This is a genomic window from Pontibacter deserti (assembly GCF_023630255.1).
In the GTDB taxonomy this organism is placed as follows: domain Bacteria; phylum Bacteroidota; class Bacteroidia; order Cytophagales; family Hymenobacteraceae; genus Pontibacter; species Pontibacter deserti.
This window is the reverse complement of sequence record NZ_JALPRS010000001.1, coordinates 2,410,503-2,436,489: the sequence shown is the minus strand read 5'-3', so window position 1 is coordinate 2,436,489 and position 25,987 is coordinate 2,410,503. Positions and strand designations below refer to the sequence as shown.

24 protein-coding genes are annotated in these 25,987 nt (G+C 44.8%); 17 read left to right on the top strand and 7 right to left on the bottom strand.

Annotated elements, in window-relative coordinates:
* Positions 1–68 precede the first annotated feature (68 nt).
* A complete protein-coding gene (locus tag MJ612_RS10705; RefSeq protein WP_250419121.1) occupies positions 69–3,020 on the bottom strand; it encodes a glycoside hydrolase family 3 N-terminal domain-containing protein in 2,952 nt (983 codons plus the stop codon).
* Positions 3,021–3,432: 412 nt separating this feature from the next.
* Here MJ612_RS10705 and mutL point away from each other — a divergent pair, with 412 nt between their 5' ends.
* The 4 genes from mutL to MJ612_RS10685 all read left to right on the top strand — a co-directional run bounded on the left by mutL (position 3,433) and on the right by MJ612_RS10685 (position 7,584).
* Entirely contained in the window at positions 3,433–5,265 is a 1,833-nt protein-coding gene (gene mutL / locus MJ612_RS10700; RefSeq protein WP_187033466.1) for a DNA mismatch repair endonuclease MutL, read from the top strand.
* Between the two features lie 129 nt (positions 5,266–5,394).
* The gene (locus MJ612_RS10695) at positions 5,395–6,153 is read left to right on the top strand and encodes a rhomboid family intramembrane serine protease (RefSeq protein WP_250419120.1); all 759 of its coding nucleotides are present in this window, start codon (positions 5,395–5,397) and stop codon (positions 6,151–6,153) included.
* A gap of 97 nt (positions 6,154–6,250) precedes the next feature.
* Positions 6,251–7,153 (top strand): rhomboid family protein, encoded by a 903-nt coding sequence (locus tag MJ612_RS10690; protein ID WP_187033464.1) that lies wholly within the window; start codon positions 6,251–6,253, stop codon positions 7,151–7,153.
* A 32-nt stretch (positions 7,154–7,185) separates the two neighbouring features.
* Positions 7,186–7,584 carry a hypothetical protein gene (locus tag MJ612_RS10685; protein ID WP_187033463.1) on the top strand — a complete coding sequence of 133 codons (399 nt, stop codon included), beginning with the start codon at positions 7,186–7,188 and terminating at the stop codon, positions 7,582–7,584.
* A 118-nt stretch (positions 7,585–7,702) separates the two neighbouring features.
* Here the strand turns inward: MJ612_RS10685 and mdh are convergent, their stop codons facing one another.
* Together mdh and tilS are read right to left on the bottom strand one after the other, a co-directional pair.
* Positions 7,703–8,644, bottom strand: coding sequence for a malate dehydrogenase (gene mdh / locus MJ612_RS10680; protein WP_187033462.1), 942 nt, complete (start codon positions 8,642–8,644; stop codon positions 7,703–7,705).
* 163 nt (positions 8,645–8,807) lie between these two features.
* Positions 8,808–10,136, bottom strand: a complete 1,329-nt coding sequence (tilS, locus tag MJ612_RS10675; protein WP_187033461.1) for a tRNA lysidine(34) synthetase TilS — start codon at positions 10,134–10,136, stop codon at positions 8,808–8,810.
* Positions 10,137–10,293: 157 nt separating this feature from the next.
* Here tilS and MJ612_RS10670 point away from each other — a divergent pair, with 157 nt between their 5' ends.
* The 9 genes from MJ612_RS10670 (at position 10,294) to MJ612_RS10635 (ending at position 18,575) form a co-directional block, all read left to right on the top strand.
* Positions 10,294–12,039, top strand: a complete 1,746-nt coding sequence (locus MJ612_RS10670) for an OstA-like protein (RefSeq protein WP_187033460.1) — start codon at positions 10,294–10,296, stop codon at positions 12,037–12,039.
* Between the two features lie 79 nt (positions 12,040–12,118).
* The gene (locus MJ612_RS10665; protein ID WP_187033459.1) at positions 12,119–12,949 is read left to right on the top strand and encodes an outer membrane protein assembly factor BamD; all 831 of its coding nucleotides are present in this window, start codon (positions 12,119–12,121) and stop codon (positions 12,947–12,949) included.
* 10 nt (positions 12,950–12,959) lie between these two features.
* Complete coding sequence (locus MJ612_RS10660) at positions 12,960–13,289, top strand: DNA-directed RNA polymerase subunit omega (protein WP_187033458.1); 330 nt, start codon at positions 12,960–12,962, stop codon at positions 13,287–13,289.
* 9 nt (positions 13,290–13,298) lie between these two features.
* Complete coding sequence (locus tag MJ612_RS18415) at positions 13,299–13,859, top strand: flavoprotein (RefSeq protein WP_317233046.1); 561 nt, start codon at positions 13,299–13,301, stop codon at positions 13,857–13,859.
* Positions 13,840–14,502, top strand: coding sequence for a bifunctional phosphopantothenoylcysteine decarboxylase/phosphopantothenate--cysteine ligase CoaBC (gene coaBC, locus MJ612_RS18410; protein WP_317233045.1), 663 nt, complete (start codon positions 13,840–13,842; stop codon positions 14,500–14,502). Before MJ612_RS18415 ends, coaBC begins: the two co-directional genes overlap by 20 nt.
* Positions 14,495–15,400, top strand: a complete 906-nt coding sequence (gene porD, locus MJ612_RS10650; RefSeq protein ID WP_187033457.1) for a type IX secretion system protein PorD — start codon at positions 14,495–14,497, stop codon at positions 15,398–15,400. The genes coaBC and porD overlap by 8 nt, the downstream gene beginning before the upstream one ends.
* 69 nt (positions 15,401–15,469) lie before the next feature.
* On the top strand, positions 15,470–15,700 hold the full coding sequence (locus MJ612_RS10645) for a hypothetical protein (protein ID WP_187033456.1): 231 nt from the start codon (positions 15,470–15,472) through the stop codon (positions 15,698–15,700).
* Between the two features lie 173 nt (positions 15,701–15,873).
* Positions 15,874–17,553, top strand: a complete 1,680-nt coding sequence (gene recN / locus MJ612_RS10640) for a DNA repair protein RecN (protein WP_187033455.1) — start codon at positions 15,874–15,876, stop codon at positions 17,551–17,553.
* Between the two features lie 209 nt (positions 17,554–17,762).
* Positions 17,763–18,575 carry an enoyl-ACP reductase FabI gene (locus tag MJ612_RS10635; protein ID WP_187033454.1) on the top strand — a complete coding sequence of 271 codons (813 nt, stop codon included), beginning with the start codon at positions 17,763–17,765 and terminating at the stop codon, positions 18,573–18,575.
* Between the two features lie 195 nt (positions 18,576–18,770).
* On the opposite strand, the gene MJ612_RS10630 is transcribed toward MJ612_RS10635, so the two are convergent.
* Complete coding sequence (locus MJ612_RS10630; RefSeq protein ID WP_187033453.1) at positions 18,771–19,142, bottom strand: cupin domain-containing protein; 372 nt, start codon at positions 19,140–19,142, stop codon at positions 18,771–18,773.
* A gap of 24 nt (positions 19,143–19,166) precedes the next feature.
* On the bottom strand, positions 19,167–19,403 hold the full coding sequence (locus MJ612_RS10625) for a Kazal-type serine protease inhibitor family protein (protein ID WP_187033452.1): 237 nt from the start codon (positions 19,401–19,403) through the stop codon (positions 19,167–19,169).
* Between the two features lie 203 nt (positions 19,404–19,606).
* On the opposite strand from MJ612_RS10625, the gene MJ612_RS10620 reads away from it, so the two are divergent.
* The 3 genes from MJ612_RS10620 (at position 19,607) to MJ612_RS10610 (ending at position 21,256) form a co-directional block, all read left to right on the top strand.
* Positions 19,607–19,924, top strand: a complete 318-nt coding sequence (locus MJ612_RS10620) for a YtxH domain-containing protein (RefSeq protein WP_187033451.1) — start codon at positions 19,607–19,609, stop codon at positions 19,922–19,924.
* A 188-nt stretch (positions 19,925–20,112) separates the two neighbouring features.
* Positions 20,113–20,469 (top strand): YtxH domain-containing protein, encoded by a 357-nt coding sequence (locus MJ612_RS10615; protein WP_187033450.1) that lies wholly within the window; start codon positions 20,113–20,115, stop codon positions 20,467–20,469.
* Positions 20,470–20,689: 220 nt separating this feature from the next.
* Positions 20,690–21,256, top strand: coding sequence for a YtxH domain-containing protein (locus MJ612_RS10610; RefSeq protein WP_187033449.1), 567 nt, complete (start codon positions 20,690–20,692; stop codon positions 21,254–21,256).
* 73 nt (positions 21,257–21,329) lie between these two features.
* Here the strand turns inward: MJ612_RS10610 and lysS are convergent, their stop codons facing one another.
* Together lysS and MJ612_RS10600 are read right to left on the bottom strand one after the other, a co-directional pair.
* On the bottom strand, positions 21,330–22,856 hold the full coding sequence (lysS, locus tag MJ612_RS10605) for a lysine--tRNA ligase (protein ID WP_187033448.1): 1,527 nt from the start codon (positions 22,854–22,856) through the stop codon (positions 21,330–21,332).
* A 564-nt stretch (positions 22,857–23,420) separates the two neighbouring features.
* The gene (locus MJ612_RS10600; protein WP_187033447.1) at positions 23,421–24,452 is read right to left on the bottom strand and encodes a hypothetical protein; all 1,032 of its coding nucleotides are present in this window, start codon (positions 24,450–24,452) and stop codon (positions 23,421–23,423) included.
* Between the two features lie 207 nt (positions 24,453–24,659).
* Between MJ612_RS10600 and MJ612_RS10595 the strand changes: the two genes are divergently transcribed.
* On the top strand, positions 24,660–25,817 hold the full coding sequence (locus MJ612_RS10595; protein WP_187033446.1) for a trans-sulfuration enzyme family protein: 1,158 nt from the start codon (positions 24,660–24,662) through the stop codon (positions 25,815–25,817).
* Positions 25,818–25,987 lie beyond the last annotated feature (170 nt).

Sequence of the window (25,987 nt, the reverse complement as noted above, 5' to 3'; positions counted from 1 at the left end):
TTTGATATGCTGTAAACAACAAGTGCAGCCAACTTTTGTTGCTGCACTTGCCAAATTACAGATAATATTTATGTTTTAGGAACAATCGCTTTATAGATTACATCATGAATACGTGTCCGGATGTTATACTTTACCAATTTGGTGTTTCCTGCATCCGGGAATACCCTGTTAGACAAGAAGATGTAAATCAGATTATTTTCCGGATCGACCCAGGCGGCTGTACCTGTAAAACCAGTATGGCCATAAGTAGATAGAGAAGCCAGGTTAGAGGTCGGGCCATTTCCATCAGGGGCAGGCTTATCCCAGCCCAGGCCTCGGCGGCTGTTTTTGAATTGCTTTTTAGCGAACTCAGAAACTACGTGCGTGTTAAAGAACTTATGCCCGCCATACTCACCGTTCTGTAAGTTCATCTGCATAAGTTTAGCCAGATCATTTGCATTAGAGAACAAGCCGGCATGTCCACCTACACCACCCAGCATGGCAGCTCCCTGATCGTGCACCGTTCCCCAGATCAGCGTTTTACGGAAGTAATTGTCGTCTTCAGTAGGAGCTATTATTTCGCGTGGATGTTTCAGCAATGGGTTATAAGTTAATGTACTCATGCCCAGCGGCGCGTAAATGTTCTGCTCCAGGAATTCATCTATTGGCTGGTTCAGCATGTGTTCAGCCATACGCTTCATGATGTAGAAGCCAAGGTCGCTATACTTATACTCGTAGCTCTTTGCCTCTTTCTTTTTAGTCAGCAACTTAGAGTGCACCGTCCAGGTCCATAGCGAATCCTCCATCGATTTGATAGAGTAGATACCTGGCGTTACTTCATTCGGGAACACATCAGTTTGCGTGCTGGCATAATAGGTTTGTGCCAAAGTACGTTCATCCAGCGTTTTCTGCCAGTGCGGTAACGTAGCCTGTAAGCCAGCCTGGTGCGTCAGGATATCCCGAAGTATAAGCCCTTCTTTGTTCGTGCCTTTCAGTTCCGGTAAGTAAGCAGAGATCTTCTCATCCAGGTTAATCTTACCCTGGTCTTTCAGGAACATAACAGCCTGTAATGTAGCAGCTACTTTGGTGATGGAAGCTACGTCGTAAACAGTATTGCTTGTTACAGGTCTTTCTTTTTCGTAAGTGTAATGGCCATAAGACTTATTAAATACTACAGTACCATCTTTTACTACCAACACCTGTGCACCTGGTGTAGCAGCATAAGCAATGGCTTCCAGAGCGATATTATCAATCTGAGCCAGTACTTTAGAATCCATTCCCACGCTTTCCGGCACACCATACTTCAATCGGCCCAATGAAGGTGTTTCTATACCAGTACCAGACTTATACTTAGCGGAAGCTGAAACCGGAAGTTTACCTTTAGCAGCACGAGCACCAAACAGCGCCTGAGCCATAAGTGATTGTGACACCGGGTTATCTTCGTAACCAACAGTAAGCCACTGAGCTGCTTCAAAGAACTTTAAACTATAAGCATTACCCATTACAGCTACCACTACTTTTTTATCGGTGCGATACTGCAGGTACTGGATAAATGCGCGTGTACCTAACCCGATACCGAAGTCTCTGGCAGGCGTGCTGTTCATGTTATGTATACTTACCAGTACCACGTCATGACCTGCCAATTGTGGAATAATGTTGGTGAATGCTGAGTCAGGTGCAAAACGATCTGAGATAGAAAATTTAGCTACAGGGGCATAGTTACCCAATATTTCCTGAAACTTATTGTCCGGTGCCACACCTACAGCTACCGAGGCTATACTTAAGGTATCCAGGTTACGGAAAGGCAACAGGTTGTTCTTGTTCTCTACTACTGTTATGGCCTGTTCGTAAAGCTGCTCCTGCACTACGCTGGCCAACGGGCGTGCCATATCCTGCTTCAGGTTAGCGAGTTGCACCGGTTTATAGTTGTTCAGGCCCACCCAATACTTAGCATGTAATATCTTGCGCACGCGCTGATTAAGTTCTACCGTATCTATCTGGCCTGCTGCAATAGCTCCTTTTATTTTGCTTACAGCCGTAGGCACATCTTCCGGGAAAAGCAGCACATCGTTACCAGCCATCAGTGCTTTCAGGTCTACTTCGCCTGGTTTATAGTAGCTGGCAACGCCTTTCATGTTCAGGGCATCCGTAAATACCAGCCCTTTATACTTCATTTTGTCTTTTAAAAGACCGGTTACGAGTGGTTTAGAAAGGGTAGTTGCCTGATTTTTAGTGCTATCGATGCCAGGGATGTAAAGGTGCGCCACCATCACGCCCATCACACCGGCTTCAAATGATTTTTTAAAAGGGTAAAGCTCTACTTCTGTCAGGCGCTTCAGGTCGTGTTTGATAACAGGCAGCGCCAGGTGAGAATCTGTATCGGTGTCGCCGTGACCCGGGAAGTGCTTGGCTACTGCCATTACACCGTGATCCTGTAAGCCTTTAATGTAAGCAATGCCGCGCTTGGTCACTTCTTCTTTCGATTCGCCGAATGAGCGGTTGCCAATTACCGGGTTGGCAGGGTTTACGTTCACGTCCATTACCGGCGAGAAACTGACGTTCACACCAAGGCGTTTCATTTTCAGGGCTATCTCACGGCCCATCATGTACACATACTTTTCGTCATTCATGGCGCCAAGCGTCATTTGGCGGGCAAAGTGTGTGCTACTGTCCAGGCGCATGCTTAAGCCCCACTCAGCATCCATGGCAATCAGCATAGGTACCTTTGCTTCGGCCTGGAAACGGTTGTTCAGGCGGGCCTGGCGTTCAGGGCCACCCTGCATAAACATCAATCCGCCAATGCCATAACGTGTTACCAGAGTATCAATTTCACGGAAGTGTTTCTCGTCTTTGTTAGAGTACGCAGCAACCATAAACAGCTGCCCGATACGCTGGTCAGGAGATAAAGAATTAAAGACGCTATCTACCCAGTTTCTCTCTTTGATACCCACCACAATTTCTTCTGACGGCTTTAACGACATCAGTGGGCCCATCCCGAGAAAGATAAGTATAAGCAATCCTAAACTGAAACTCTTCAACATCCTGTACAGGTATTATATAATTGGAACAAGTCGAAATTAAGCCTATTTTTGCAAAAGGCGGTTATAGGTACTATGGGTATATTCAGCGAGTCTGAACAATCTCAGAAGGCAACCTGTAAACTCAAAGGAACTGAGTGAGTGGCTATACTTAAAGTATAGTGTATGTAGGTGCCTTTCTTTGATAACGACCTGTGACCCTTAATCCGTACACGCTAATTTTGCAAATTTAAGGTTATAAGCCATCATTCTCTTCTAGAATTCTGAGGCTTTTTTTAATCGGTCTGTAAATTAGTAATAAATTTTCTTCAGAATAAGTTCTGTTTTTACAAATTAGTAAAACTTAAAAATCCGGCCGCTTTTCTGAGCAGGTCAGATTTTTGCCAAATCGTTTGATTTTATTAGCAAATACCGGATGCCCGATATTATAAATTTACTGCCAGACTACTTAGCAAACCAGATCGCTGCCGGTGAGGTAGTGCAAAGACCTGCTTCTGTAGTGAAGGAATTGCTGGAAAACGCCATTGATGCAAAGGCAACCAGTGTGCAACTGATCGTGAAGGAGGCAGGCAAACAATTAATACAGGTGGTAGATAACGGCATTGGCATGAGCGAAACCGATGCCCGTATGTGTTTTGAACGCCACGCTACATCCAAAATCAAAAACACAGAGGACCTGTTCCGTATACGTACAATGGGCTTCCGGGGTGAGGCAATGGCATCTATTGGTGCAGTAGCGCAGGTAGAGCTTAAAACCAAACCACATGGTGCCGATGCCGGAACGCGTCTTTTAGTGGAGGGTTCAGCTGTTGTTACCCAGGAGCCGGTTGTTACACCATCAGGTACAAGTATAGCCGTTAAGAACCTGTTCTATAATGTGCCGGCGCGACGTAATTTCCTGAAGACCAATGCTGTGGAGATGCGCCATATACTCGATGAATTTCAAAGAGTAGCATTAGCTTACCCGGAGATCGCGTTCTCGCTGTACCATAACGAAGTAGAAGTTTTCAACCTGCCATCGGCTAAGCTGAGCCAGCGTATTATCGGTATTTTCGGGAACAACTATAAAGAGCAGATGGCGCTCTGCGACGAAGAAACCCCATTCCTGAGCGTACGTGGTTACATTGGCAAGCCTGAATTTGCCAAGAAAACCCGTGGCGAACAGTTCTTTTTCGTGAATAACCGCTTTATAAAAAGTGGCTACCTGAACCATGCCGTCATGACGGCTTTCGAAGGTTTGCTGCCAAAAGAGAGTTACCCGTTCTATGTGCTCTTTATTGATATTGAGCCGGATAAGATTGATATAAACGTACACCCGACCAAGACTGAGATAAAGTTCGACGACGAGAAAACGGTGTACGCCATTGTGCATTCGGCTGTTCGTAAATCGTTGGGTGCGCACAACATTGCTCCATCGCTGGACTTTGATGGGGATGTGAACTTTGCGCCGTTGCAGCCAATACGCATACAGAACAACGAGAATGCTTTTGAGCAGGAGCGTACCACATTTTCTTCAGGTTTTTCGGCACCAGCGTCGGCACCTAAACGGGTAAGCTCGGCAGGGTGGGAGCAACTATACGAGCCAATGCATAACCAACCAACAGGTGAAGAGCGCATTTCATCAGCGGCAAGTATAAACCTGCTTGATGATGCTTTCGCTGCAGATGCTAGTCCGGCTACATCCAATAAAACGCTGCAGGTGCACCAGAAATACCTGTTGGTACAAGTAAAATCTGGTATTATGGTCATAGACCAGCAGGCGGCACAGGAACGGATCTTGTATGAGAAGTATGTGACATCGCTGCAGAAGAAAGCTGTCATCTCTCAGGCATTGCTGTTCCCGCAAACGATAGAATTATCTCCGGCTGATGCTGCGCTGGTAAAAGAATTAAAGGCAGAGTTCCTGGAGCTGGGTTTTCAGTTCGAAGATTTCGGGGGTAACACTATTATACTTAATGCCATACCTGCCGATGTACAGGCTGCCAATGAAAAGGAACTTCTGGAGGAACTGGTAGAGCAATATAAAAACAATCTGGCCACCCTGAAGTTAGATAGAAGAGAGAACCTCGCGCGTGCCATGGCCAAAAGATTAGCAGGCAGGTTACAAACCCGCATGTCGGAACTGGAGATGAACTCGTTAGTAGATAAGCTCTTTGCCTGCCAGGTGCCAAACTATACGCCAGCCGGACAGAAGACGCTTGTAATCATGGAGCTTAACCAGTTGCATGAGCTGTTCCAGAAAAATTAATTTCTGATTGTAGACCTGCTGATTGCTCTTTTTAATCAAACGGCAGCAACTAAAGTATAGATTTCGGGCTGTTTACGTAAGCAGAATTTATACTTCAAAACAACGTAAAACATGTTCAATATAACCCCTATGGTCAGGAACCTCTTGATCATCAACGTGGTAGTTTTTATACTTCAGGGTAGCTTGTTTGATGCCCGTCAGTTTGCGCTCTACCACTTTGCCTCCGATTACTTTAACCCTGTGCAGTTTATAACGCATATGTTCTTACATGGCAGCTGGGGGCACCTATTTAGTAATATGTTCAGCTTGTTCATTTTCGGGCCAATGCTGGAGCGGTTCTGGGGTTCACAACGTTTTCTGGCTTTTTACCTGATTACAGGCCTGGGAGCAAGTATACTTTATTCTGGTGTGCGTGCGTATGAACTGAGCGAACTGCGCCACGATACAGTCGCTTATATTGAGAACCCAAGCCCTGTAGCCTTTAATAACTACATGGATGAGCACCTGAAGGAGAGTTCTGGTCGCCAGCTGGCAATTGCCATGAAGCGTAACCCAGACAGGACAGAGTATGTGGAAGAAAGCAAATCTGTTGTAAGAGAAGTATACGATGCTATTTTTAACAGTCCGATGCTGGGTGCTTCGGGAGCGGTATTTGGCATCCTGATGGCTTTTGGTATGCTGTTCCCGAACCTGGAGCTTTTCCTGCTGTTTCTGCCTGTACCTATAAAAGCTAAGTACTTTGTGCTGTTGTACGGAGCATATGAACTATATACTGGTTTTAACCGTGTGGCAGGCGATAATGTAGCACACTTTGCACACCTCGGCGGAATGCTGTTTGCGTATATACTCATAAAAATGTGGGGGCGAAACGATTACAGCGAGTATTAAGTATAGAACTCCTGCGACACGAACATAGTTGTTGAGGTACATGCCTGGTTTATCTGGTACCCTTGTCGCTTAAGTCTCCTACAGAGCATCTATTTACATGAGTATACTTCAAGATATAAAAGATACCTTCCGTCAGCCCAACAACACGCTCAAACAGCTGATACTGATAAACGTGATCGTGTTTGTGGTGCTGATAGTGCTGCGCCTGCTGCTTACCTTTACAGCCGGGCCGGGTGCATATAATTTAATAATGAGCTTTATTGAGCTGCATTCCAGCCCAATGGTGTTCATTACCCGCCCCTGGACAATTATTACTTACTTTTTTACCCACCAAGGCTTTCTGCACATCATTTTTAACATGCTTAACCTGTACTGGTTCGGGCAACTGATACGGGAATACCTGGGCGATAAAAAACTGCTGAGTTTGTATGTGCTTGGCGGTATTGCCGGTGGTTTGTTATACTTACTTACCTACAACTTTATTCCATACTTCGAAGATCGGGCTGCTAATTCCGTTATGATCGGAGCATCGGCGAGTGTGCTGGCCATAGTTGTAGCGGCAGCCACCTTGCTGCCAAACTATACATTTAATCTGCTGCTGATCGGGCCGGTTCGTATCAAGTATATTGCTTTGTTCCTGGTGTTGCTCTCTATGTCGGGGGCAGTTGGCGATAATGCGGGTGGTAACATTGCGCACTTAGGCGGAGCTTTAATTGGCTGGTTGTTTATAAAACAACTACAGCGAGGCAACGACATGGGCCGACCTTTACATGCTATATTTAATTTCTTCGGTGGCTTGTTTAGTCGTAAACCAAAATTAAAAGTAACCCACCGGACCAGCGCTTATTCTACCAGAACCAATGGTAGCGCTACCACCACTGTAGGTAAGCCAAGCCAGAAAGAGATTGACCTTATACTTGATAAAATCTCCAGCTCAGGATACGAAAGCCTTTCTAAAGAAGAAAAACAGAAGCTGTTCCAGGCAAGTCAGAAGGAATAGGTTTTATAGAATTTTATAGTTACCTTTTAAATATGTCTCAACCATACACTTGTTCTATGAAATCTATACTTCCAAGCTTAATACTGATTCTGGCGTTAATTTCAGGTTCTGCCATTGCACAGGGCAACTCTGAAGATAATAAGATAATGAGTCAGCTAAACACAGGTGCTTACTCTGGCCCATATCATCAAAGTGAAAATAAAGGTCCACTAATTGTTGTGCAGGATGAGGAGGACTACTATAAAATTGATGATTACTCAGAGATTGACCCGAATTGGATAGTAAATGTAAATGTTTTGAAAGGACAAAAGGCTGAGGATGCTTTCGGTGAAAGAGGCAGTAATGGAGTCGTTGTAATTACTCTAAAAGAAGATGACAAAGCTGCCCGTAAGTATTTCAGAACTATAAAGAAGAATAAGATCAAAGTATAGCTAGTTTCTATAGTAGGGCCGAAACTATAAATTAAGCTGATACTAGCTAAGCCTATAAAACAAAAAAGCCGCTCCTGTTCAGAAGCGGCTTTTTTGTTATCAATAAGTAATTTTATACTTAAGCTTTGGCAGCGTTGATATTGTCAAGCGCGTCCATAACTTCTTTCACGTGACCGCGAGATGTTTCCAGCAGTTGCTTCTCGTCTTCGTTCAGTTGCAGTTCGATAATCTTCTCGATACCGTTTTTGCCAAGTATAACTGGTACACCTAGGTATACGCCATCAATACCATACTCACCTTCAAGCTTCACGCAAACCGGGAACACGCGGCGCTGATCACGTACGATAGCTTCTACCATCTGGGCAGCTGCTGAACCTGGAGCATACCAGGCAGAAGTACCCATCAGTTTCACCAGTTCGCCACCACCATTCTTAGTGCGCTCAACTATAGCGTTCAGCGTTTCTTCATCGATAAGCTCCGTTACGGGGATACCGCCAACTGTAGTGTAACGCGGAAGCGGAACCATGGTGTCGCCGTGGCCACCCATCAATACCGCCTGGATATCTTTTGGAGATACGTTCAGGGCCTCAGCAAGGAACGCTCTGTAACGCGCAGTGTCCAGGATACCAGCCATACCCATTACTCTTGTGCGCGGCAGCTTAGAAGTAATATGTGCAGCATAAGTCATCACGTCAAGTGGGTTAGACACCACAATGATGATAGCATCAGGAGAGTGCTTTACAATGTTTTCAGTTACTGATGTTACGATGCCTGCATTCGTAGAAATAAGGTCGTCGCGGGTCATGCCCGGCTTACGTGGCAAACCAGACGTGATAACTACTACATCAGAACCAGCAGTTTTGCTGTAATCGTTCGTTACGCCTACAGTGCGCGTATCGTAAAGGTTGATAGGGGCTTTCTGCCAGATATCAAGCGCTTTGCCCTCAGCAAAACCTTCTTTAATATCCACTAAAACTACTTCGTTCGCGATTTCGCGGTAAGCCAAAACATCAGCGCAAGTTGCACCAACGTTACCAGCTCCAACTACAGTTACTTTCATTATCGGATATACTTTATGTTAGTTTGAGAATTCGGTTAATTCCGGTAAAATTAGAAAAATCTATTATTAATGACAGACAATAGGCGTTAGATATTAGATAATAGACTATAAAAGTTTGTTAAACATCTTAGCTGAAAAAAATCAAACGTCTAAAATCTACTATCTAGCGTCTCTCTAAAGATATCTCCACCACTTTTTGTGTTTTGTCTGTTACCTTAAACCTGTTATCGAGGCGCTGGTTCACGATCCAGGCTATCGACTGGTCGGATACTAATACTAGGGTTTGAGATTTAAGGTTAGCCGGTACTTTTTTATCGATCAGGAAATCACTGATCTTTTTCTTGCCGTTCATGCCTAGCGGTACAAACCAGTCACCTTCCTGCCAGGTACGTAATTTTAGCGGAAATTTTAACTGCTCAGCATCTAACGCGGCTACATGTGGTTTGGGGTTTAGCTTATACTTATCTGCATCAATGTATTTTATACGAAAGTATACATTCCCCGCCTCAACCTGCTCATCGCCTTCGTTTATAACTATACTTCCGAAACTACTCAGGTTACGGGTGGTGATTACCAATTGGTCGCGGTCTTTAACTAAAGTGTGCGTTGGCGAGTCAAACTGCTTTCCTGATATCCCTTCCAGTGCATCCACTAACTCCAGCACCACACTATAACTGAAATTGAACGGACGTAACAGCTCGTGCAGCACAACCGGTAAGCCCGTGGCATTTTGCAGCGGCCTCAGCGAAATATACGTTGCATTTTCAGCTTCTTTAATACTTTGATTGCGGAGGTTCCCGATATAGGCGGTAACTATACTTTCGGCGTGGCTTACCCGCTCAGCAGTGTGTAGCATGGTTTCCTCCAGGTTTGGGTTAATCTCCTTAAGTACAGGTATAACCTCATGGCGTATCTTGTTACGCTGGTACTTGGTTGTCTCATTCGACACATCTTCACGCCAGATCAGCCTGTGCTCCGTTACGAACTCAAAAATATCGTCTTTGGAAACCGAAAGCATAGGTCGGATAATGTTTCCGTTTTTTGCCGGAATGCCGTGCAGGCCGGCTATACCTGTGCCTTTGGTCAGGTGCAGCAATATGGTTTCGGTTGTGTCGTTGCTATGGTGGGCAGTAGCTATATAACCATAGCCTTCCTGCTGGCGAACCTGCTCAAACCACTGGTAACGCAGTGTGCGTGCAGCCATTTGTATCGAAAGTTTTTCCTGCTCGGCAAAGGCACGGGTGTTAAAGTTCTCTGTATAAAAAGGCACATCGTACTTTTTAGCCAGCTTTTTAGTGAATAATTGATCTGCCTCTGCGTCTTCAGCGCGTAACCCGAAATTACAGTGCGCTATAGCAAAGTTATACTTAAGTTTATGCAGCACTTCGCAAAGCACCACCGAATCGATGCCGCCGCTCACGGCTGCTAAAATTTTACTCTCTGGCTGGCAAAGCGTATGAGATTGTATAAAACCTGAAACTTTCTGTAGCATAAGCAGCGGCTGGTAAATTTTTCCTAATTTTGAAGTATAAAGAGACACAGGATGTCAGACACAGGACACAAGACTATATCAAAGTATACTGGGGTTTAATTCCTCTTTCTGAAGTAATCTTATGTCTTGTGTCTTAAGTCTTGAATCTATTAAAAGAATGAAGTATACAAAATTACTGTTTTCTATTGTCTTTACCCTGATTTCCCTCGCGGTTTTCGGACAGCAACAGCTGAGAAGGCAGCCTGGTCGCCCGCCGCAGGTAAAGCAGCAGCCTGTACCCCAGCAAACCAGGCCTAAGCAGGAACAGCCGAGGCAACAGCAGTCGGGTAGGGTAGAGCTTATTGGTGCAGATAGTTTGAAAGGCGGGACTTTTAATGGCCGCCGGATAGATAAACTGCTTGGTAATGTACGCTTTAAACAACGCGATACCTTTCTTTATGCTGATTCTGTGTACCAATATGGCGACAACAAAGATATTCTGGAGGCATTTGGCAATGTGCGGATTAACCAGGGAGATACGCTGACTATAACAGGCGACCGTGCGACCTATGATGGTATAAAAAGAACAGCCAGAATGAGCGGGAATGTAACCATGCAGGATCCACGCATGAATCTGACCACGCCCAGCTTGGATTATGACTTGAACACCAAAACAGCTACCTATACCGAAGGCGGAACTATTGTAGACCCTGAAAACAGGCTGGAAAGCCGGAAGGGCTCCTACAATACCAATACCAAGGAATTTACTTTTCAGCAGAATGTTAAGGTTACCACCGCCGATTATAATATTACCGCCCAGAACATGCGCTACAATACGCAAAGTAAGGTAGTATACTTTGCCGGGCCAACGGTAATTAAAGGAGAAAAAGGTGATCTGTACGCTGAACAGGGAACTTACAATACAATTTCAAAAATCTCGAACTTCGGGAAAAATGCCTACATCCTGACGCCGGAATATAGATTAGGTGGCGATGAACTTTACTATGACCAGAACACGGGTTATGGTGTTGCCAGAAAGAATGTGTCGCTCAGATCGCTGAAAGATGATGTAACAGTGCGCGGGCAGTTGGGCCGCTACTGGCGCGACCGTGGTATAGCAAAAGTTTCGGGCAGCCCTGTTATGGAAAGTATCATGAAGGATGATACGCTGTACTTGTCAGCAGATTCGTTGATTTCGAAAGAAGCGCAAGGGGCAACAGGTAAAAGCATGCTCTTCGCTTTTAATAATGTAAAGATATTTAAATCAGACCTGCAGGGGAAATGTGATTCGCTCAGCTTTAACCGCACCGACTCCGTAATGCACATGAACGTGAAACCTGTGCTCTGGAGTGAGAAGAACCAGCTCGTATCTGATACCATACATGTTTACCTGCGCAACAAGACCATCGACCGCATGTACATGTACAGCAATGCCTTTATGTCTTCAGAAGATACGCTGAGCAACTATAACCAGGTAAAAGGCCGGAACATGATTGCATATTTTACCAATGGCGATCTGAAGCGACTAAACGTGAATGGTAATGGCGAGAGTTTATACTTTGCCCTGGAAGGTGATACAACCGTGACCGGTATGAACAAAGCCATCTGTAGTAACATGGTATTGCAGTTCGCAGAAAATAAATTGAACAAGATCTCGTTTCTGGTGAATCCGGACGCGAATTTTATACCGCCACACGAACTTAAACCTACAGACAAACAACTGGAAGGTTTTACCTGGCTGGAAGAATTAAGGCCTAGCAAACCACAGGTATTTGCCAAGCGTGCTGCTGTGGCTCCTAAAAAAACTACTCCTAAAAAAGCAGCCAAACCAAAACAGCAGACAGGAACGCAGCAAAAGAAACGTGACACACCTGCTAAAAACCAAACCAGCAACCGGCGCGGAGGATTAATGCGAAATCAGTAGCCAGGCACATTTATGTTTATTTAAGTTGGTTTGGTTCATAGTTGTAAATCATATGGATATTGTATAATTTTGCCTGTTCATGAAAAAGAGATTTTCCCATATCGTTGTACTTTTTGCCCTGTTACTGACAGCTGCAAGCTGTAGTAATTATCAGAAGCTGTTGAAAAGCAACGATGTACAGAAAAAGTATGAAGCTGCCGTAAAGTATTACGAGAAAGGTGATTACTACCGTGCAGGCGAGCTATTAGATGCTGTTACACCACTGCTTACAGGTACCGAACAGGCTGAAGATGCCTTGTTTTACCAGGCAAGTGCTAACTATGAGCTGGGTAATTACCTGCTCAGCGAAACCTATTTCCGTAATTTCTATACCACGTATCCACGTAGCGAGAAAGCTGAAAAGGCGATGTTTATGCAGGTGAAATCATTGTACAATGAGTCGCCGAACTATGAGCAGGACCAGGCAAGCACGCTTACAGCCATGGAAGGGGTACAGGAGTTTATACAGCGTTATCCGCAGAGCGAATACGTAGCAGAAGCAAACCAGATTCTTGATAACCTGAGCCGCAAACTAGACCAGAAAGCATTTGATAGCGCAAAGCTATACTATAAAATACACCGTTATAAAGCTGCAGTTGTTGCTCTTACCAATTTTATGAGAGAATATCCGTCTTCGCCGTTTGCTGAAGAAGCTGCCTATTTAAAAATAGAGTCGCAGTATGAGTATGCAAAGCAGAGTGTGGCCGATAAGCAGGAAGATCGTTACTACGAAGTAGTAGAGTTTTACCAGAATTTTGTAGATCAGTATCCGGAAAGCGAATTTACCCGTACTGCCGGTCAGGTCTACGACAACGCACTGGCAGAGCTGGAGCGAATTAAATCAGAGAAAAAAAATCAAGCAAATTCTTAAGTATATACATATGGCATCAGTTCCATCATCAATTGTAACACGCAACATGGCCGATTTTGCAGAGCAGACCGGCAACGTATACATGTCTGTGGCAGTTATCTCTAAAAGAGCTAACCAGATATCTGTGAAGCTGAAAGAGGAATTGAACTCTAAATTAGCCGAGTTTGCTACAACTGTAGACAACCTGGAAGAAGTGTTCGAGAACCGTGAGCAGATCGAAATCTCTAAATACTACGAGCGTATGCCAAAGCCAACCAGCCTAGCTATTGAGGAGTTCCTGGAAGGAAAAGTATACCTGCGTAACCCTGAAGAAGAGGGAACAACTGAAGAAACGCTGTAATTGCAGCACATGCTCCGGCATAAAAAGATAATATTGGGAGTTTGCGGAAGTATAGCTGCTTATAAAGCTGCTCTGCTGGTTCGCCAACTCGTAAAAGCAGAAGCAGAAGTACAGGTAATCCTGACCACTTCTGCTTCTGAGTTTATAACCCCGCTCACACTGGCTACGCTCTCTAAACGGCCTGTACTTACCAGTTTTGTAAAAGATGAAAGCGGCCTTTGGAACAACCACGTGGAGCTTGGCTTGTGGGCCGATGCCTTGGTAGTTGCCCCGGCCAGTGCCAACACAGTGGCCAAGTTTGCCAACGGCTTTTGCGATAACCTGCTTTCTGCAACTTACTTATCAGCACGCTGTCCTGTGTTTGTTGCACCGGCCATGGACCTGGATATGTACCAGCACCCATCTGTTCAGACAAACTTTGCGAAGCTGCGCAGCTATGGCAACCACATTATAGAAGCAGGTTATGGTGAACTGGCAAGTGGGCTGGTAGGGCAGGGCAGGCTTGCTGAGCCGGAAGAAATAGTAGAGGTACTTCAGAACTTTTTTGCCCGTGAAGGAAAGATCGTTTAAAGGCAAAACCGTATTGCTAACAGCAGGCCCAACCTACGAACCTATAGATCCGGTTCGTTTTATAGGCAACCACTCTACAGGTAAAATGGGATTTGCACTGGCTGCCTGCTTTGCTGCCCGCGGAGCAAAAGTATACCTGGTTTCAGGTCCTACTACTCAAAAAGCGGAAAGTCAAAGTATAACAGTTATACCTGTAACTACCGCCGACGAAATGTATGCTGCTGTGATGGAACGTGCTGATGAAGCTGATATACTTGTGTATGCAGCAGCCGTTGCCGATTATAAACCAAAGGTAGTAGCCGATAAAAAAATTAAGAAAGCGGGCAACGAACTCACAATAGAACTTGTTAAGAACGTTGATATAGCGGCAGCTTTAGGTAAACAGAAAAAGCCGGGGCAGCTTTCAGTCGGCTTTGCCCTGGAAACAGATAACGAAAGTGCTAACGCTGCCGAAAAGCTAAAGAAAAAGAACCTGGATATGATCGTGCTGAACTCGCTGCGGGATGAAGGCGCTGGTTTTAAGCATGACACCAATAAGATAACTATTATAGAGCCTGATAAAACAACTGCTTTTGAACTGAAACAGAAGACTGAGGTGGCACAGGATATTGTAAACCTGGTTTGGGACCGACTACATGGCTAAGAAACTTCTTTTGCTGGTAATGCTAAGTATAGCTGCGCTTGGAGCGAAAGCTCAGGAATTGCTATGTGACGTGGTAGTAAACAGTGACCAGATACAGTCTACGGACCGACAGCTGTTTACTGAAATGCAGACCCGCATAGAAGAGCTGATGAACACACAGCGCTGGAGCAACCAGTCTTATGGTGCAGAAGAGCGTATTAAATGCCGCCTGCTTATAAACCTGACAGAGATGCCGCAGATCGGGATATTTAAGGCTAATGTGCAGGTGGTTTCTGTGAGGCCAGCCTATGGTACAGGTTATGAATCTACGCTTTTTACATTTATAGATAAAGACTGGCAGTTTGAGTATAGCAATGCACAGTTGCTACAGTTCGCCGAGAACAACTATAGCTCTAACCTTACCTCGATGCTGGCTTTTTACGCTTACCTGATCATCGGGATGGATAACGACAGCTTTGGCAGAATGGGGGGCGGACCGGCATTTGATAAGGCAAGAAGTGTGGTAAACCTGGCTGCTTCGCAGGGTACTAACTACCCGGGCTGGAAAGCATTTGACAGCAACCGAAACCGCTACTGGATCATCGATAACCTGCAGGACCCTCAATTCGCAGGTTTCCGGGAGGGCATCTATAAAATGCACCGCCATGGGCTGGATATGATGGCAGAGAACCCGGAGAAGGCACGTAAATCAGTGCTGGAAGTGTTACAGGAAGTAAACCGCCTGAACAAACAGAAACCAGGTGCAGCTATAGTTCGTTCTTTCTTCGAGGCAAAGTCGGATGAGTTACTGAACATGTTTAAAACAGCCGCGCCAGCCGATAAGCAGGCAGCTTATACTTTGTTAACGGAAGCAGACCCAACCAACCGCTCCAAATACGACCAGCTACTCAAGCGCTAAATTTCAAATCTCAGAAAAAGAGCTTAACTTCACGGAGGCGATAAACTATACTTTCGCCAGCAAAATCAAATGGGCAAACGCCAGATTCGTATAGCCGGAACCAGGCTACAACAACATGCTCCGGAACTGTTGGAACAATCGGCAGTGCAGGTGGTGTTGCGCAGCAGGGTAGTACTGGCCGGTAAATTACTGCAGGTATCTCCTGATAATATTACCGTGCTGGATATGCGCAGAAGCAAACACGTTTTGCCCACAGATCAGATTCAGGAAGTAATTTACGATATAGAAGCAGTTTGGTAGAGTAACAGAAGTATAAAACGAGCTTTCTCCTCCGCCTGTCTTTTGTTTATACTTTAAAGCCAAATAATCAGGTATAAACCATACTTATACTTGGTAAAAAAATAACAGAATTTCCGAACTTTCGCATAGGCAAAAGTCTTACATCTTATGTCTATAGTCTTGAGTCTTAATCTATGTTGATAGACCTTAAAATAAAGAATTACGCCTTAATTGAGCAGCTGGAGATGCACCCATCGCCGGTGCTGAATATTATTACCGGTGAGACCGGTGCCGGTAAATCCATTATGCTGGGAGCCATCGGGCTGCTGCTGGGTAACCGAGCCGATACCAAACTGCTTTTTAACCAAGATCAGAAATGTGTGATCGAGGGGGTGTTTGATATCTCACAGTATAACCTGCAGGAGATTTTTACTGCCGAAGACCTGGACTTTGATAATACCTGCATCTTGCGCCGTGAGATCAGCCCGAGTGGTAAATCGAGAGCTTTTGTGAACGACACGCCTGTTACGCTGGATGTGATCCGTAAGATAGGGGAGAACCTAATGGATGTACACTCGCAGCATGATACTTTGCAGTTAGGTGATACAAGCTATCAGCTGAATATCCTGGATATATATGCGGGCAACACCTCGCTGGATATTTACGCTGGAAACCTGTCGTACCTGAAGGCTTACAGCGAAACATACCGCACCTATAAAAAGCTGGAATCAGACTATAAAAAGCTTGAAGACCAGTTGGCACAGTCGCAGAAGGAGCTTGACTATAATACCTTTTTGCTGAACGAGTTTGAAGAGGCAAAACTGGAAGCTGACGAGCAGGAAGTGTTAGAAGAAGAACTGAAGCAACTGGAAAATGCCGAAGACATTAAACTGAAACTAACGCAGGCGGTACAAAGCCTGACGGAGTCTGACTTTAACATTACATCGGCTTTAAAAGATACATCTTACCTGATAGGCCAACTTGCCCAGTTCTCAGCTAAATATGAAGAGCTGAAATCACGTGTAGATAGCACCCTGATTGAGCTGAACGATATTGCCGGTGAACTGGAAGATGCCGAGCGTAAAACCGAAGCTGATCCGCAGCGCACCCTGGAAGTACAGGAGCGCCTGAACATGATCTATACGTTGCAGCGCAAGCACCAGGTACAAACTATAGCTGAGCTATTGGCTATTCAGGAAGAGCTGTCGCAGAAAGTTGGTAATGTTCTGAATCTGGATAATGCTATTGCCAAAACCAAAAAAGAAATGGATGCAGCGTACCAGGAAGTGCTAAAGAAAGCCAAAGAGTTATCAGATAGGAGACAGGCATCGTTTAGCAAATTTGAGCAGGAGCTGCACGACCTAGTGGCCGACCTTGGTATGCCGAATGCGCGCATCGTTATCCAACACAAAGAAGCACAGCCAACCGCCACCGGTACCGACGAGATAAGTATACTTTTCAGTGCCAACAAAGGAGCGCAGCCACAAACACTGGTAAAAGCAGCCTCAGGTGGTGAGTTCTCGCGTTTGATGCTGAGTGTGAAGTACATGCTGGCCGATAAAACTGCACTGCCAACTATAGTTTTCGACGAGATCGATACTGGTATATCCGGTGAAGTGGCCGTAAAAGTGGGCCGTATGATGCAGCAAATGGCGCAGAAACACCAGATCATTGCAATCTCGCATTTGCCACAAATAGCCGCCCAAGGCGACTATCATTACTTTGTGTATAAGGAAGATCGCGAAGACAGAACGATCAGCCGCATTAAGCAACTGAACGAAGAAGAGCGCGTGAACGAGATTGCCCATATGATAGCCGGTGCCAATCCAAGTGCCAATGCTTATCAGAGTGCTAAAGAGTTGCTCTCATTATAAGTTAAAATTAAACCCTTCTCTAAAACAGAGAAGGGTTTTTTATTTTAAGTGGCTTGGCCAAAGTATAAAATGCACGTTAACTATAACAGCCACCCAGTTTTGTAACTTGAGTTATACTTAGTTATTGCTATATTGCCGCCCAATTCAGCGCAGTTTATACGTTGCGCCTGGATTTCTGGAAAAGGAACAAAAATTAACTTGATAAAGACATGTCTTACAATCTTTTAAAAGGAAAAAAAGGAATCATATTCGGAGCACTGGATGAAAAATCTATTGCGTGGAAAGTAGCATTGCGTGCCAAGGAAGAAGGAGCTGAGTTTATATTAACCAACGCACCACTTGCTATGCGTATGGGCGAGATCAACAAACTGGCTGAAACCTGCAACGCACAGATTATACCTGCTGATGCAACTTCAGTAGAGGACCTGGAGAACCTGTTTGCAAAAGCGCAGGAAATACTGGGTGGTAAGATCGACTTCGTGCTGCATTCTATTGGCATGAGCCCTAACATCCGTAAAGGCAAGTCTTACGGCGACCTGAACTATGAGTGGTTCCTGAAAACGCTTGACATTTCTGCTTTATCATTCCATAAAGTAATGCACGTTGCTGAAAAGCAGGATGCCATGAGCGAATGGGGTTCTATAGTTGCACTTTCTTACATTGCAGCACAGCGCGTATTCCCTGACTATACTGATATGTCGCAGGCGAAAGCGGTGCTGGAGTCAATTGCGCGTAACTATGGCTACCGTTTAGGCCGCAGCAAAAAAATCCGTGTAAATACCGTGTCGCAGTCGCCAACTAAAACTACAGCCGGTACTGGTGTAGGTGGTTTCGATGCGTTCTTCGAGTACGCCGATAAAATGTCGCCACTGGGTAATGCACCAGCCGAAGCTTGCGCTGACTACTGCATCACGCTGTTCTCGGATCTGACCCGTTACGTGACAATGCAGAACTTGATGCACGACGGCGGTTTCTCAACAATGGGTATCTCTGAAGATATCGTGGAGATGATCTCTAAGTAATTAGAAAAATTGGAGATGTGAAGATTTGAAAATCATCTTTACATTCTGAAGTATAAAAAATGCCCGGCTATAGTTAGCCGGGCATTTTCGTTTTATAGTTAAGACAGGGAGATTTATAAAAAAGCCACTGCTAAAGTATAGCAGCAACTTTTTTATAGTTAGAACTTCCCATCTTCAAATTTACAAATCTTCAAATCAGCTGTCCTCCCGGTGTACGGAGTTAATATCGAAAGCCGGAATGCAGACAGACCAGTATTCCGTTTCTTCGTCGAAAGGGTTGGCGTAACGGATGCGGGTGCCTGCCTTTATAAGTATAGTTTCCCCGGCTTTTACTTCCACTTCTTCACCATCTATCTCAATTAATTTCCGGCCTCGGGTAACAATCGTTATTTCATCAAAATCGGGGGTCTGGTGTGGTTCGCTCCAGTGTGGCGGTGCTACCATGTGGGCAACACTAAACTCACCGGTACGCGTAGATGCATGCCCGAAATGTTCTTCTATTAGTTTGCCATCGGTAGTGGGCACACGGAATGGCTTTGTCTGCTTAATGTATCTTTTCTCGCTCATCTTTATTTTAGCTGAAGTATAAACTTAGTTCTGGGTCGGGCATTCGCCTTTAACGAAGGAAGTAACTCCGGCATTGTTAGCAACGCAGGCGTTGCCATAGGTTTTGTTGTCGCAGCCACAGACAGGGTCGTACTGCATGGTACAGATCGCATCGGGGTTAATTTTTGTAGGATCGATGCAGGCGGTTTGCTCTTCGGTTGTTTTGCAGGAATAGAAGCCGCCAAGGCAAAGTATAGCAAGCGTTGCTACATATTTTTTCATAGTATAAGGTATAAGTGTAAGTATAAATTATGTTCAGCAACACCGGTATTTATACTTAAGTTAACTAACAAGTAAGGCAACCGTATGTAAACTGAAGCGCGAAATTACAAATTATTGTAGGAGTATACGCCTTTAAATTCAAGTACGAGATTGTCAGTATGTTTGGCACCTCACTTATAAAGCAAACTTCACAAAAATTAAAAATGGATAAGAACGGAAAGATACTATTAGCGACCCTATCAGGGATAGGTGCTGGTATTGTAGCTGGCATAATGCTAGCCCCGGATAACGGTAAAACTACACGCGACAGTGTAAAACGCAGCCTTACAAAAGCTGGCGAAGACATGGACAAAACTATGCGCACATGGATGAGCAAAATGAAAGGAACCAGTACTGCTGCTCAGGATGATGAACTGGTAATGCATGGCTCCTGGGAGGATGTAAAAGGGCAGATGCGTAGAAACTACGACGAAATAACTGAGAATATCGAAGGTAATACAGGCGATAAAGGTACTGTGTAATCCTCTGAATATCGGTAAGTATTAAGTTGTATTCACAAGTAAGTGGTGCTTAAGTAAATGCCCGAAATGGCTCCGTTAAAATAATAACGCTATTATTTAGTATAGATATAACTAAATACTATATTTAAACGTTATCAAGCACACACATTTTGTGAAAAACTCTATCAATCATAAATAAAAATACGACTATGAAGGACAATAGCGGTAAAATAATGTTAGCTCTTTTGGCTGGTGCCAGCGCTGGTGTTATTGCTGGTTTAATGATGGCTCCGGATACAGGTGAAGCCACAAGAACAAGTGTTAAAAAATGGGCTTCTAAAATGAGCAAAGATCTGGAGAAAAACCTTCAGGCTGGCTTAGATGAGATCAAAAACATGAGCGCAGGTGCTATGGATAAATTCGGAGGTGCAACTTCTGGTACTTCTGGCGCTGGCTCAACAGGTGGATCTCAGAGATCAGGTTCTACTGGTGGTGGTAGTTCAACTGGCGGTAGCACTTCAGGTGGTAGCACATCAGGTGGTACTACTGGCGGCAGCAACGCTTAATAACATTTAAATATTAGTTTATAGTATAAGGTTGCCGGAGTTTACAAACTCGCTGAGGCGGCTACAGTGTACTTTAAACCAAGTATAAAGCGCTTACTCCGTTTGGGAGTAGCGCTTTATGTTTTTATACCTGCCAACTTTCGGCAAAAATGGATCGTTAATACTAATACTGTAAACATCTGCGTTTATTTGTTTTACCATAACTATTAAATCTACATCTATGAAAACAACATTGGAGTGCAGGTCACTCGGAGAAAGCAAAACAAACTATACAAATGCCAATGTAAGACAGATCCGGCAGTCAGAGATGGCTTCATCAGTTGCTGGCAGCACTGGCAGCTACTCAGATACCGGTAGCCATATAGCCCGCTCGTCTTATAATGATGATTGGAATCGTGATGCGTCAGGCTACAGAACCCAGTCTGGTAAAACCAGTAAGTCTACTTCTTATGCATTGAAGGGTAAAGGTATAAGCGGCGGCAAAATTGCGGCAGGTGTAATTGCCGGAGCAAGTGTGGGTGTACTGGCAGGCATTTTACTGGCCCCTGAAAAAGGAAAAGATCTGCGCAAGCAAGTTGCAAATTCTGCTTCGCGCCTTGGTGATAAAGTTACTAAAAGCTTTACCAGCACAAAAGATAAAGTGACCGGCTGGACAAACAAGAACAACAATAAACAAGGTAGTTCTTACTCAAACCTGACAAATCAGAGCAGCTCAGAAGTTAATACCATGTACAACGATCCTGCTTTAGGACCAACCGGTGGTACTAACATGCAGCGTTGCCTGTAATTGATACTAAACTATAAAAAAGCCCCTGCTATAGTTTAGCAGGGGCTTTTTTATTTTATAGTTCAAGTATAAACTACTCGTCTTTCTTTTCCGGCTTCATCTGCGGGAAGAACAGCACATCCTGTATCGAGTTTGAGTTGGTCATGATCATCGTTAAACGATCTATACCTACCCCTAAACCTGCAGTTGGCGGCATACCATACTCTAAAGCACGCAGGAAGTCTTCGTCCAGTGCCATGGCTTCCACGTCGCCACGTTTTGCCAGTTCCAGCTGTTCCTCAAAACGGGCACGCTGATCAACAGGGTCGTTCAGTTCAGAGAAAGCGTTACATATCTCTTTACCATTACAGATTGCTTCAAAACGTTCCACTAAACCTGGCTTGCTGCGGTGCTTCTTGGCCAGCGGACTCATCTCTACAGGATAATCTGTAATAAAGGTTGGCTGTATTAAATATGGCTCTGCTGTTTCACCAAATATCTCATCAATGATCTTAGCTTTACCCATAGTTGGATCTACGTGAATGCCCAACTTCTGAGCTGCCTGACGTAGTTCCGGCTCTTCCATGTTCGAGATGTCAATCTTTGTGAAGTGCTCGATAGCTTCATACATAGTATAGCGCTTCCAAGGGCGGGCAAAGTTGATCACGTTCTCACCAACCTGAACTTCTGTTTTACCGTGCAGGGCAAGGGCAACTTTTTCAACCATTTCCTCCACAAGGTCCATCATCCAGTTGTAGTCTTTGTAGGTAACGTAAAGCTCCATTACCGTAAACTCCGGGTTATGGAAACGGCTCATACCTTCGTTACGGAAGTCTTTTGCAAACTCGAACACACCATCAAAACCACCAACTATAAGACGTTTCAGGTATAATTCGTTGGCAATACGCAGGTATAGCGTCATGTCCAAGGTATTGTGGTGCGTTTTAAACGGACGGGCTGCCGCGCCACCATGTATAGGCTGCAGAATCGGAGTTTCTACTTCAAGGTAACCTTTTTCAGAAAGGAAATTACGCATGGTGCTCACCAACTGTGTACGCTTCTTAAATGTATCGCGCACGTGCGGGTTCACGATCAGGTCTACGTAGCGCTGGCGGTAACGAAGCTCAGGGTCGCTGAAAGCATCGTACACGTGCTCCACACCGTTCTCGTCCACCTCACGCTTAACAATTGGCAGCGGGCGCAGTGATTTTGTAAGTACAGTAAGCTCGGTAACATGGACAGATATCTCACCCACCTGCGTTACGAACGCATAGCCTTTGATACCGATAAAGTCACCGATGTCGAGCATTTTCTTGAACACGGTGTTATACATGTCCTTGTTCTCGCCCGGTGCAATATCATCTCTGGAAACATATATCTGGATACGGCCGGTGCTGTCCATCAGCTCAGCAAAAGAAGCTTTACCCATAATGCGGCGGCTCATCAGTCTGCCAGCCAGCGTTACTTCCTGGTAGTTGTTCTTTTCCTTATCGAAATTCTCCTTTATCTCTTTGGCAGTAGCCGTAACTTCAAATGTCTCAGATGGATATGGGTTGATGCCCATTTTCTCCAGCTCTTCGCGCTCATGGCGGCGGCGCAGTTCCTGTTCGCTTAGTTGCATGCGATTCTGTACTAAAAGTGATGTCTAAAAATCAAGCTGCAAAATTGCTAAATAATCGGCAGCTTTAAAAAGTTAATTGTTGATTGTTATTTGTCCGAATCAGGATCCTCAGGATTAAAGGATTGACAGGATTTGGAAGCAAGCTATAGAACTATAACTTTTAACTTCACCTATAAAAGTAGTGTCCCCTTGAGGGGACTATAGGGGTGTTGATGCAGCAACTATAGAACAACAGCAAAAACTATAGCAGTAGCAGAAAAATCTCCCCGCCTTAGACAAGGAGGGTTGGGGTGGTTAGACAACTATAGAGCTATAGCATCAGCCTTTGCCATGCCTGCCCCTGCCGGGCCAGTTGAGTCAGGAGACTCAACTTCATACTTAGACACGAGTCTGGAGACTCGCGCCAGAACTATAAAACTATAGCCTCAACTATAAGTTATAACGTGAAATCCCCTCTCGGGAGAGGTAGGGGTGGGTTACTCCCTAAATCACTGGGCATAAAAAAACTCCTGCAAGTACAGACCTGCAGGAGTTTCCGGAAAAGTATAAGTAAAATGGAAAAGCTTAAGCTGCTGCTCCCAACTGGTAGTCTTCGCCCGTGTGGAACAGTGGTTTAATTTGCTGCTGTAACCTGGCTGCTACAAAAGAATTCTGCAGGTGCTTTGGTAGCTCCTTCACAAAGGCTTCGTACTGCTCAATACCCATAGCCTGCGCTACATAGCTTTCGTGCACACCATTCAGGTAACTCACTATTTCCAGCAACGACTCATGGAACAACTTAAAGTCGATCTCAGCTTGCACAAAGCGCTCAATTTCGCGGTGCGAACTGGATATTCGCAGCCTTGCCATCAGATCAAACAAAGTAGTATAGCCAATACGCCACGTTAATTGCTGCCAATGCTGCGGACCAAACTTCTGCAGAATCTCGCCGGTCTTGCTGCTACGGATAGCAGTAGTTGGGTTGCTCTGCACCGTCTGGCGAATTGCTTTGGCTTTCATACGGCGTGTAGTACGTAAAAACTGACCGATCTGGGCCTGCGCTTCCAGCTCTTTACCTGCAATCTGTAAGCCTGGCTTATAGTGGGCCAGCGGCAGGCGGTGTATGTTAAAGTCATCATAGTGCCCTGATGCATAGAAGCTGATAGCATGTGGGTACGCATTTTTTACCACCAAACGTCCGGCCTCGCGCAATACCAATGCATCGCTATTGGTGTTGATGCCACGTGTGCGCAGAAATGCCTGCAAGCCTGCAAACACAGTATAATATGCCTGCGGGAAAGTCCAGTGCAGTGCATTGCGCATGTAAGCTTCGTCACCTAATTCAGCAGTTGCTCGCAAGGCATACTCGGTGCTCCAACTGTTCAGCAACAAGCGCTTTACAGCCTCAGTATCTTTTTCGGTAAGTTCTGGTTTAGCTTCTCTGAAAAAAGCGAGCTGCTCCAGACCATTACCATTTGTGTTCTTAATGTGGTAGTTTATCGCAAAAAAGTAGTTCAGAAATACCTGCGCAGGTATGGATTTCTGCCACTCCTGACCTTCAGGTTGCTGCTCTCCAGCGTATAGTGCTACAACGTTTTCTTCTTCTCTCTCTTTCATGTATTCTTAACATTTTGGAGTGCTTAACAGTTGCAAAAAACACAGATTTTAAATATGAAATACAATAGGTAACGAGCTGATTATTAATAGGTTGTGTATGTTGTTAAAAATAAATTGAGCTGAAGTTTAAAGCACTGAGAACCAAGACGGAAGCAACTATAAAATCATGCTGAGAGTATTAGAGACAAGTATAAAAGATGATACACAATGGAGCTTTCTTACATCCTGAATGAGCTTGGCGAAGACCGTGAACTATACTATAATGCTGTGGCTCCACCCATAGTACAGACCAGCAACTTTGCCTGCAAAACGGTTGCAGAAATGCGCGAAATGCTGCGCCACGAACCTGAAGTATACTTCTACACGCGGGGCAATAACCCAACGGTAACTATACTCGAAAAAAAGTTAGCAGCCCTGGAAGGAGCGGAGCATGCCATTGCCTTCGGTAGCGGTATTGCGGCAGTATCGGCGGCGGTGCTATCGCAGGTAAAAGCAGGCGACCATGTGGTTTGTATAAAAAAGCCATATTCCTGGACCAATGCCCTGATGAAGAAGTTTCTGCCACGGTTTGGGGTAGATGTAACAATGGTAGATGGCACGGATGCAAATAACTTTAAGAATGCCCTGCGGCCCAACACAACACTATTATACTTAGAAAGCCCCAATTCTTTTACATTTGAATTACAGGATATTGCAGCCGTAGTTCAGATTGCCAAAACACACAATTGCAGCACTATTATAGATAACAGCTTTGCAACACCGCTTTACCAGAACCCGATTGCTATGGGTGTGGACCTGGTCGTGCACTCTTGTACCAAATATATAGGAGGGCACTCAGATGCAATGGGTGGCGTGATCTGCGGCAAACGCGACACCATAAACCGTATTTTTGAAGGTGAGTTTATGACACTCGGAGCTATACTTGCACCACACGATGCATGGTTGCTGCTGCGAGGTTTAAGAACATTGCCCGTACGTATGGAGCGCATTGCTGCAACCACACGCAAAGTAGTAGCTTACCTGCAGCAGCACCCTAAAGTAGAAGAAATCCTTTATCCGTTTTTAGAGACTAACCCACAATACGAACTGGCAAAAAAGCAACTGCGCAACAATACAGGCCAGTTTACCATAAGGCTTCGCACTAACGAGATTGAGAAAGTAGATTTGTTCTGCGATAGCCTCAAACACTTCCTGATGGCAGCATCGTGGGGTGGGCACGAGTCACTTATTTACCCAATGGCTGCTGCTTACAATTCAGCTAACTATAAATCCAGTCTGCCTTTTACATTGGTTCGCTTTTATATAGGTCTGGAAGATGCTGATTACCTTATTAAAGACCTGGAGCAGGCACTGGAGAAAGTATAAATATGCTATAGGTAGGTTTGTAGTTTTTTTAAGATTCCTGTACTTTATTAAGAAATTTAAATATTGCTATAATAATCTCACATAACCATAATATATAGTAACTGCTTAATTATTAGCTTTGTGTTATGCGGCAGCTCTACACAAGTCTTCACTTTTGCTCTTGCTCTGGT

Excerpts from the sequence above, each read along its gene's own strand:
- MJ612_RS10595 (WP_187033446.1), top strand. The coding sequence starts at position 24,660 with ATGGAGCTTTCTTACATCCTGAATGAGCTTGGCGAAGACCGTGAACTA.
- MJ612_RS10665 (WP_187033459.1), top strand. The coding sequence starts at position 12,119 with ATGAAAAAGAGATTTTCCCATATCGTTGTACTTTTTGCCCTGTTACTG.
- lysS (WP_187033448.1), bottom strand. The coding sequence starts at position 22,856 with ATGCAACTAAGCGAACAGGAACTGCGCCGCCGCCATGAGCGCGAAGAG.
- MJ612_RS10630 (WP_187033453.1), bottom strand. The coding sequence starts at position 19,142 with ATGAGCGAGAAAAGATACATTAAGCAGACAAAGCCATTCCGTGTGCCC.
- MJ612_RS10705 (WP_250419121.1), bottom strand. The coding sequence starts at position 3,020 with ATGTTGAAGAGTTTCAGTTTAGGATTGCTTATACTTATCTTTCTCGGG.
- MJ612_RS10610 (WP_187033449.1), top strand. The coding sequence starts at position 20,690 with ATGAAAACAACATTGGAGTGCAGGTCACTCGGAGAAAGCAAAACAAAC.
- MJ612_RS10615 (WP_187033450.1), top strand. The coding sequence starts at position 20,113 with ATGAAGGACAATAGCGGTAAAATAATGTTAGCTCTTTTGGCTGGTGCC.
- MJ612_RS18415 (WP_317233046.1), top strand. The coding sequence starts at position 13,299 with ATGCTCCGGCATAAAAAGATAATATTGGGAGTTTGCGGAAGTATAGCT.
- MJ612_RS10635 (WP_187033454.1), top strand. The coding sequence starts at position 17,763 with ATGTCTTACAATCTTTTAAAAGGAAAAAAAGGAATCATATTCGGAGCA.
- MJ612_RS10660 (WP_187033458.1), top strand. The coding sequence starts at position 12,960 with ATGGCATCAGTTCCATCATCAATTGTAACACGCAACATGGCCGATTTT.
- MJ612_RS10600 (WP_187033447.1), bottom strand. The coding sequence starts at position 24,452 with ATGAAAGAGAGAGAAGAAGAAAACGTTGTAGCACTATACGCTGGAGAG.
- MJ612_RS10625 (WP_187033452.1), bottom strand. The coding sequence starts at position 19,403 with ATGAAAAAATATGTAGCAACGCTTGCTATACTTTGCCTTGGCGGCTTC.
- MJ612_RS10690 (WP_187033464.1), top strand. The coding sequence starts at position 6,251 with ATGAGTATACTTCAAGATATAAAAGATACCTTCCGTCAGCCCAACAAC.
- mdh (WP_187033462.1), bottom strand. The coding sequence starts at position 8,644 with ATGAAAGTAACTGTAGTTGGAGCTGGTAACGTTGGTGCAACTTGCGCT.
- recN (WP_187033455.1), top strand. The coding sequence starts at position 15,874 with ATGTTGATAGACCTTAAAATAAAGAATTACGCCTTAATTGAGCAGCTG.
- MJ612_RS10670 (WP_187033460.1), top strand. The coding sequence starts at position 10,294 with ATGAAGTATACAAAATTACTGTTTTCTATTGTCTTTACCCTGATTTCC.
- MJ612_RS10685 (WP_187033463.1), top strand. The coding sequence starts at position 7,186 with ATGTCTCAACCATACACTTGTTCTATGAAATCTATACTTCCAAGCTTA.
- porD (WP_187033457.1), top strand. The coding sequence starts at position 14,495 with ATGGCTAAGAAACTTCTTTTGCTGGTAATGCTAAGTATAGCTGCGCTT.
- MJ612_RS10695 (WP_250419120.1), top strand. The coding sequence starts at position 5,395 with ATGGTCAGGAACCTCTTGATCATCAACGTGGTAGTTTTTATACTTCAG.
- MJ612_RS10620 (WP_187033451.1), top strand. The coding sequence starts at position 19,607 with ATGGATAAGAACGGAAAGATACTATTAGCGACCCTATCAGGGATAGGT.
- MJ612_RS10645 (WP_187033456.1), top strand. The coding sequence starts at position 15,470 with ATGGGCAAACGCCAGATTCGTATAGCCGGAACCAGGCTACAACAACAT.
- mutL (WP_187033466.1), top strand. The coding sequence starts at position 3,433 with ATGCCCGATATTATAAATTTACTGCCAGACTACTTAGCAAACCAGATC.
- tilS (WP_187033461.1), bottom strand. The coding sequence starts at position 10,136 with ATGCTACAGAAAGTTTCAGGTTTTATACAATCTCATACGCTTTGCCAG.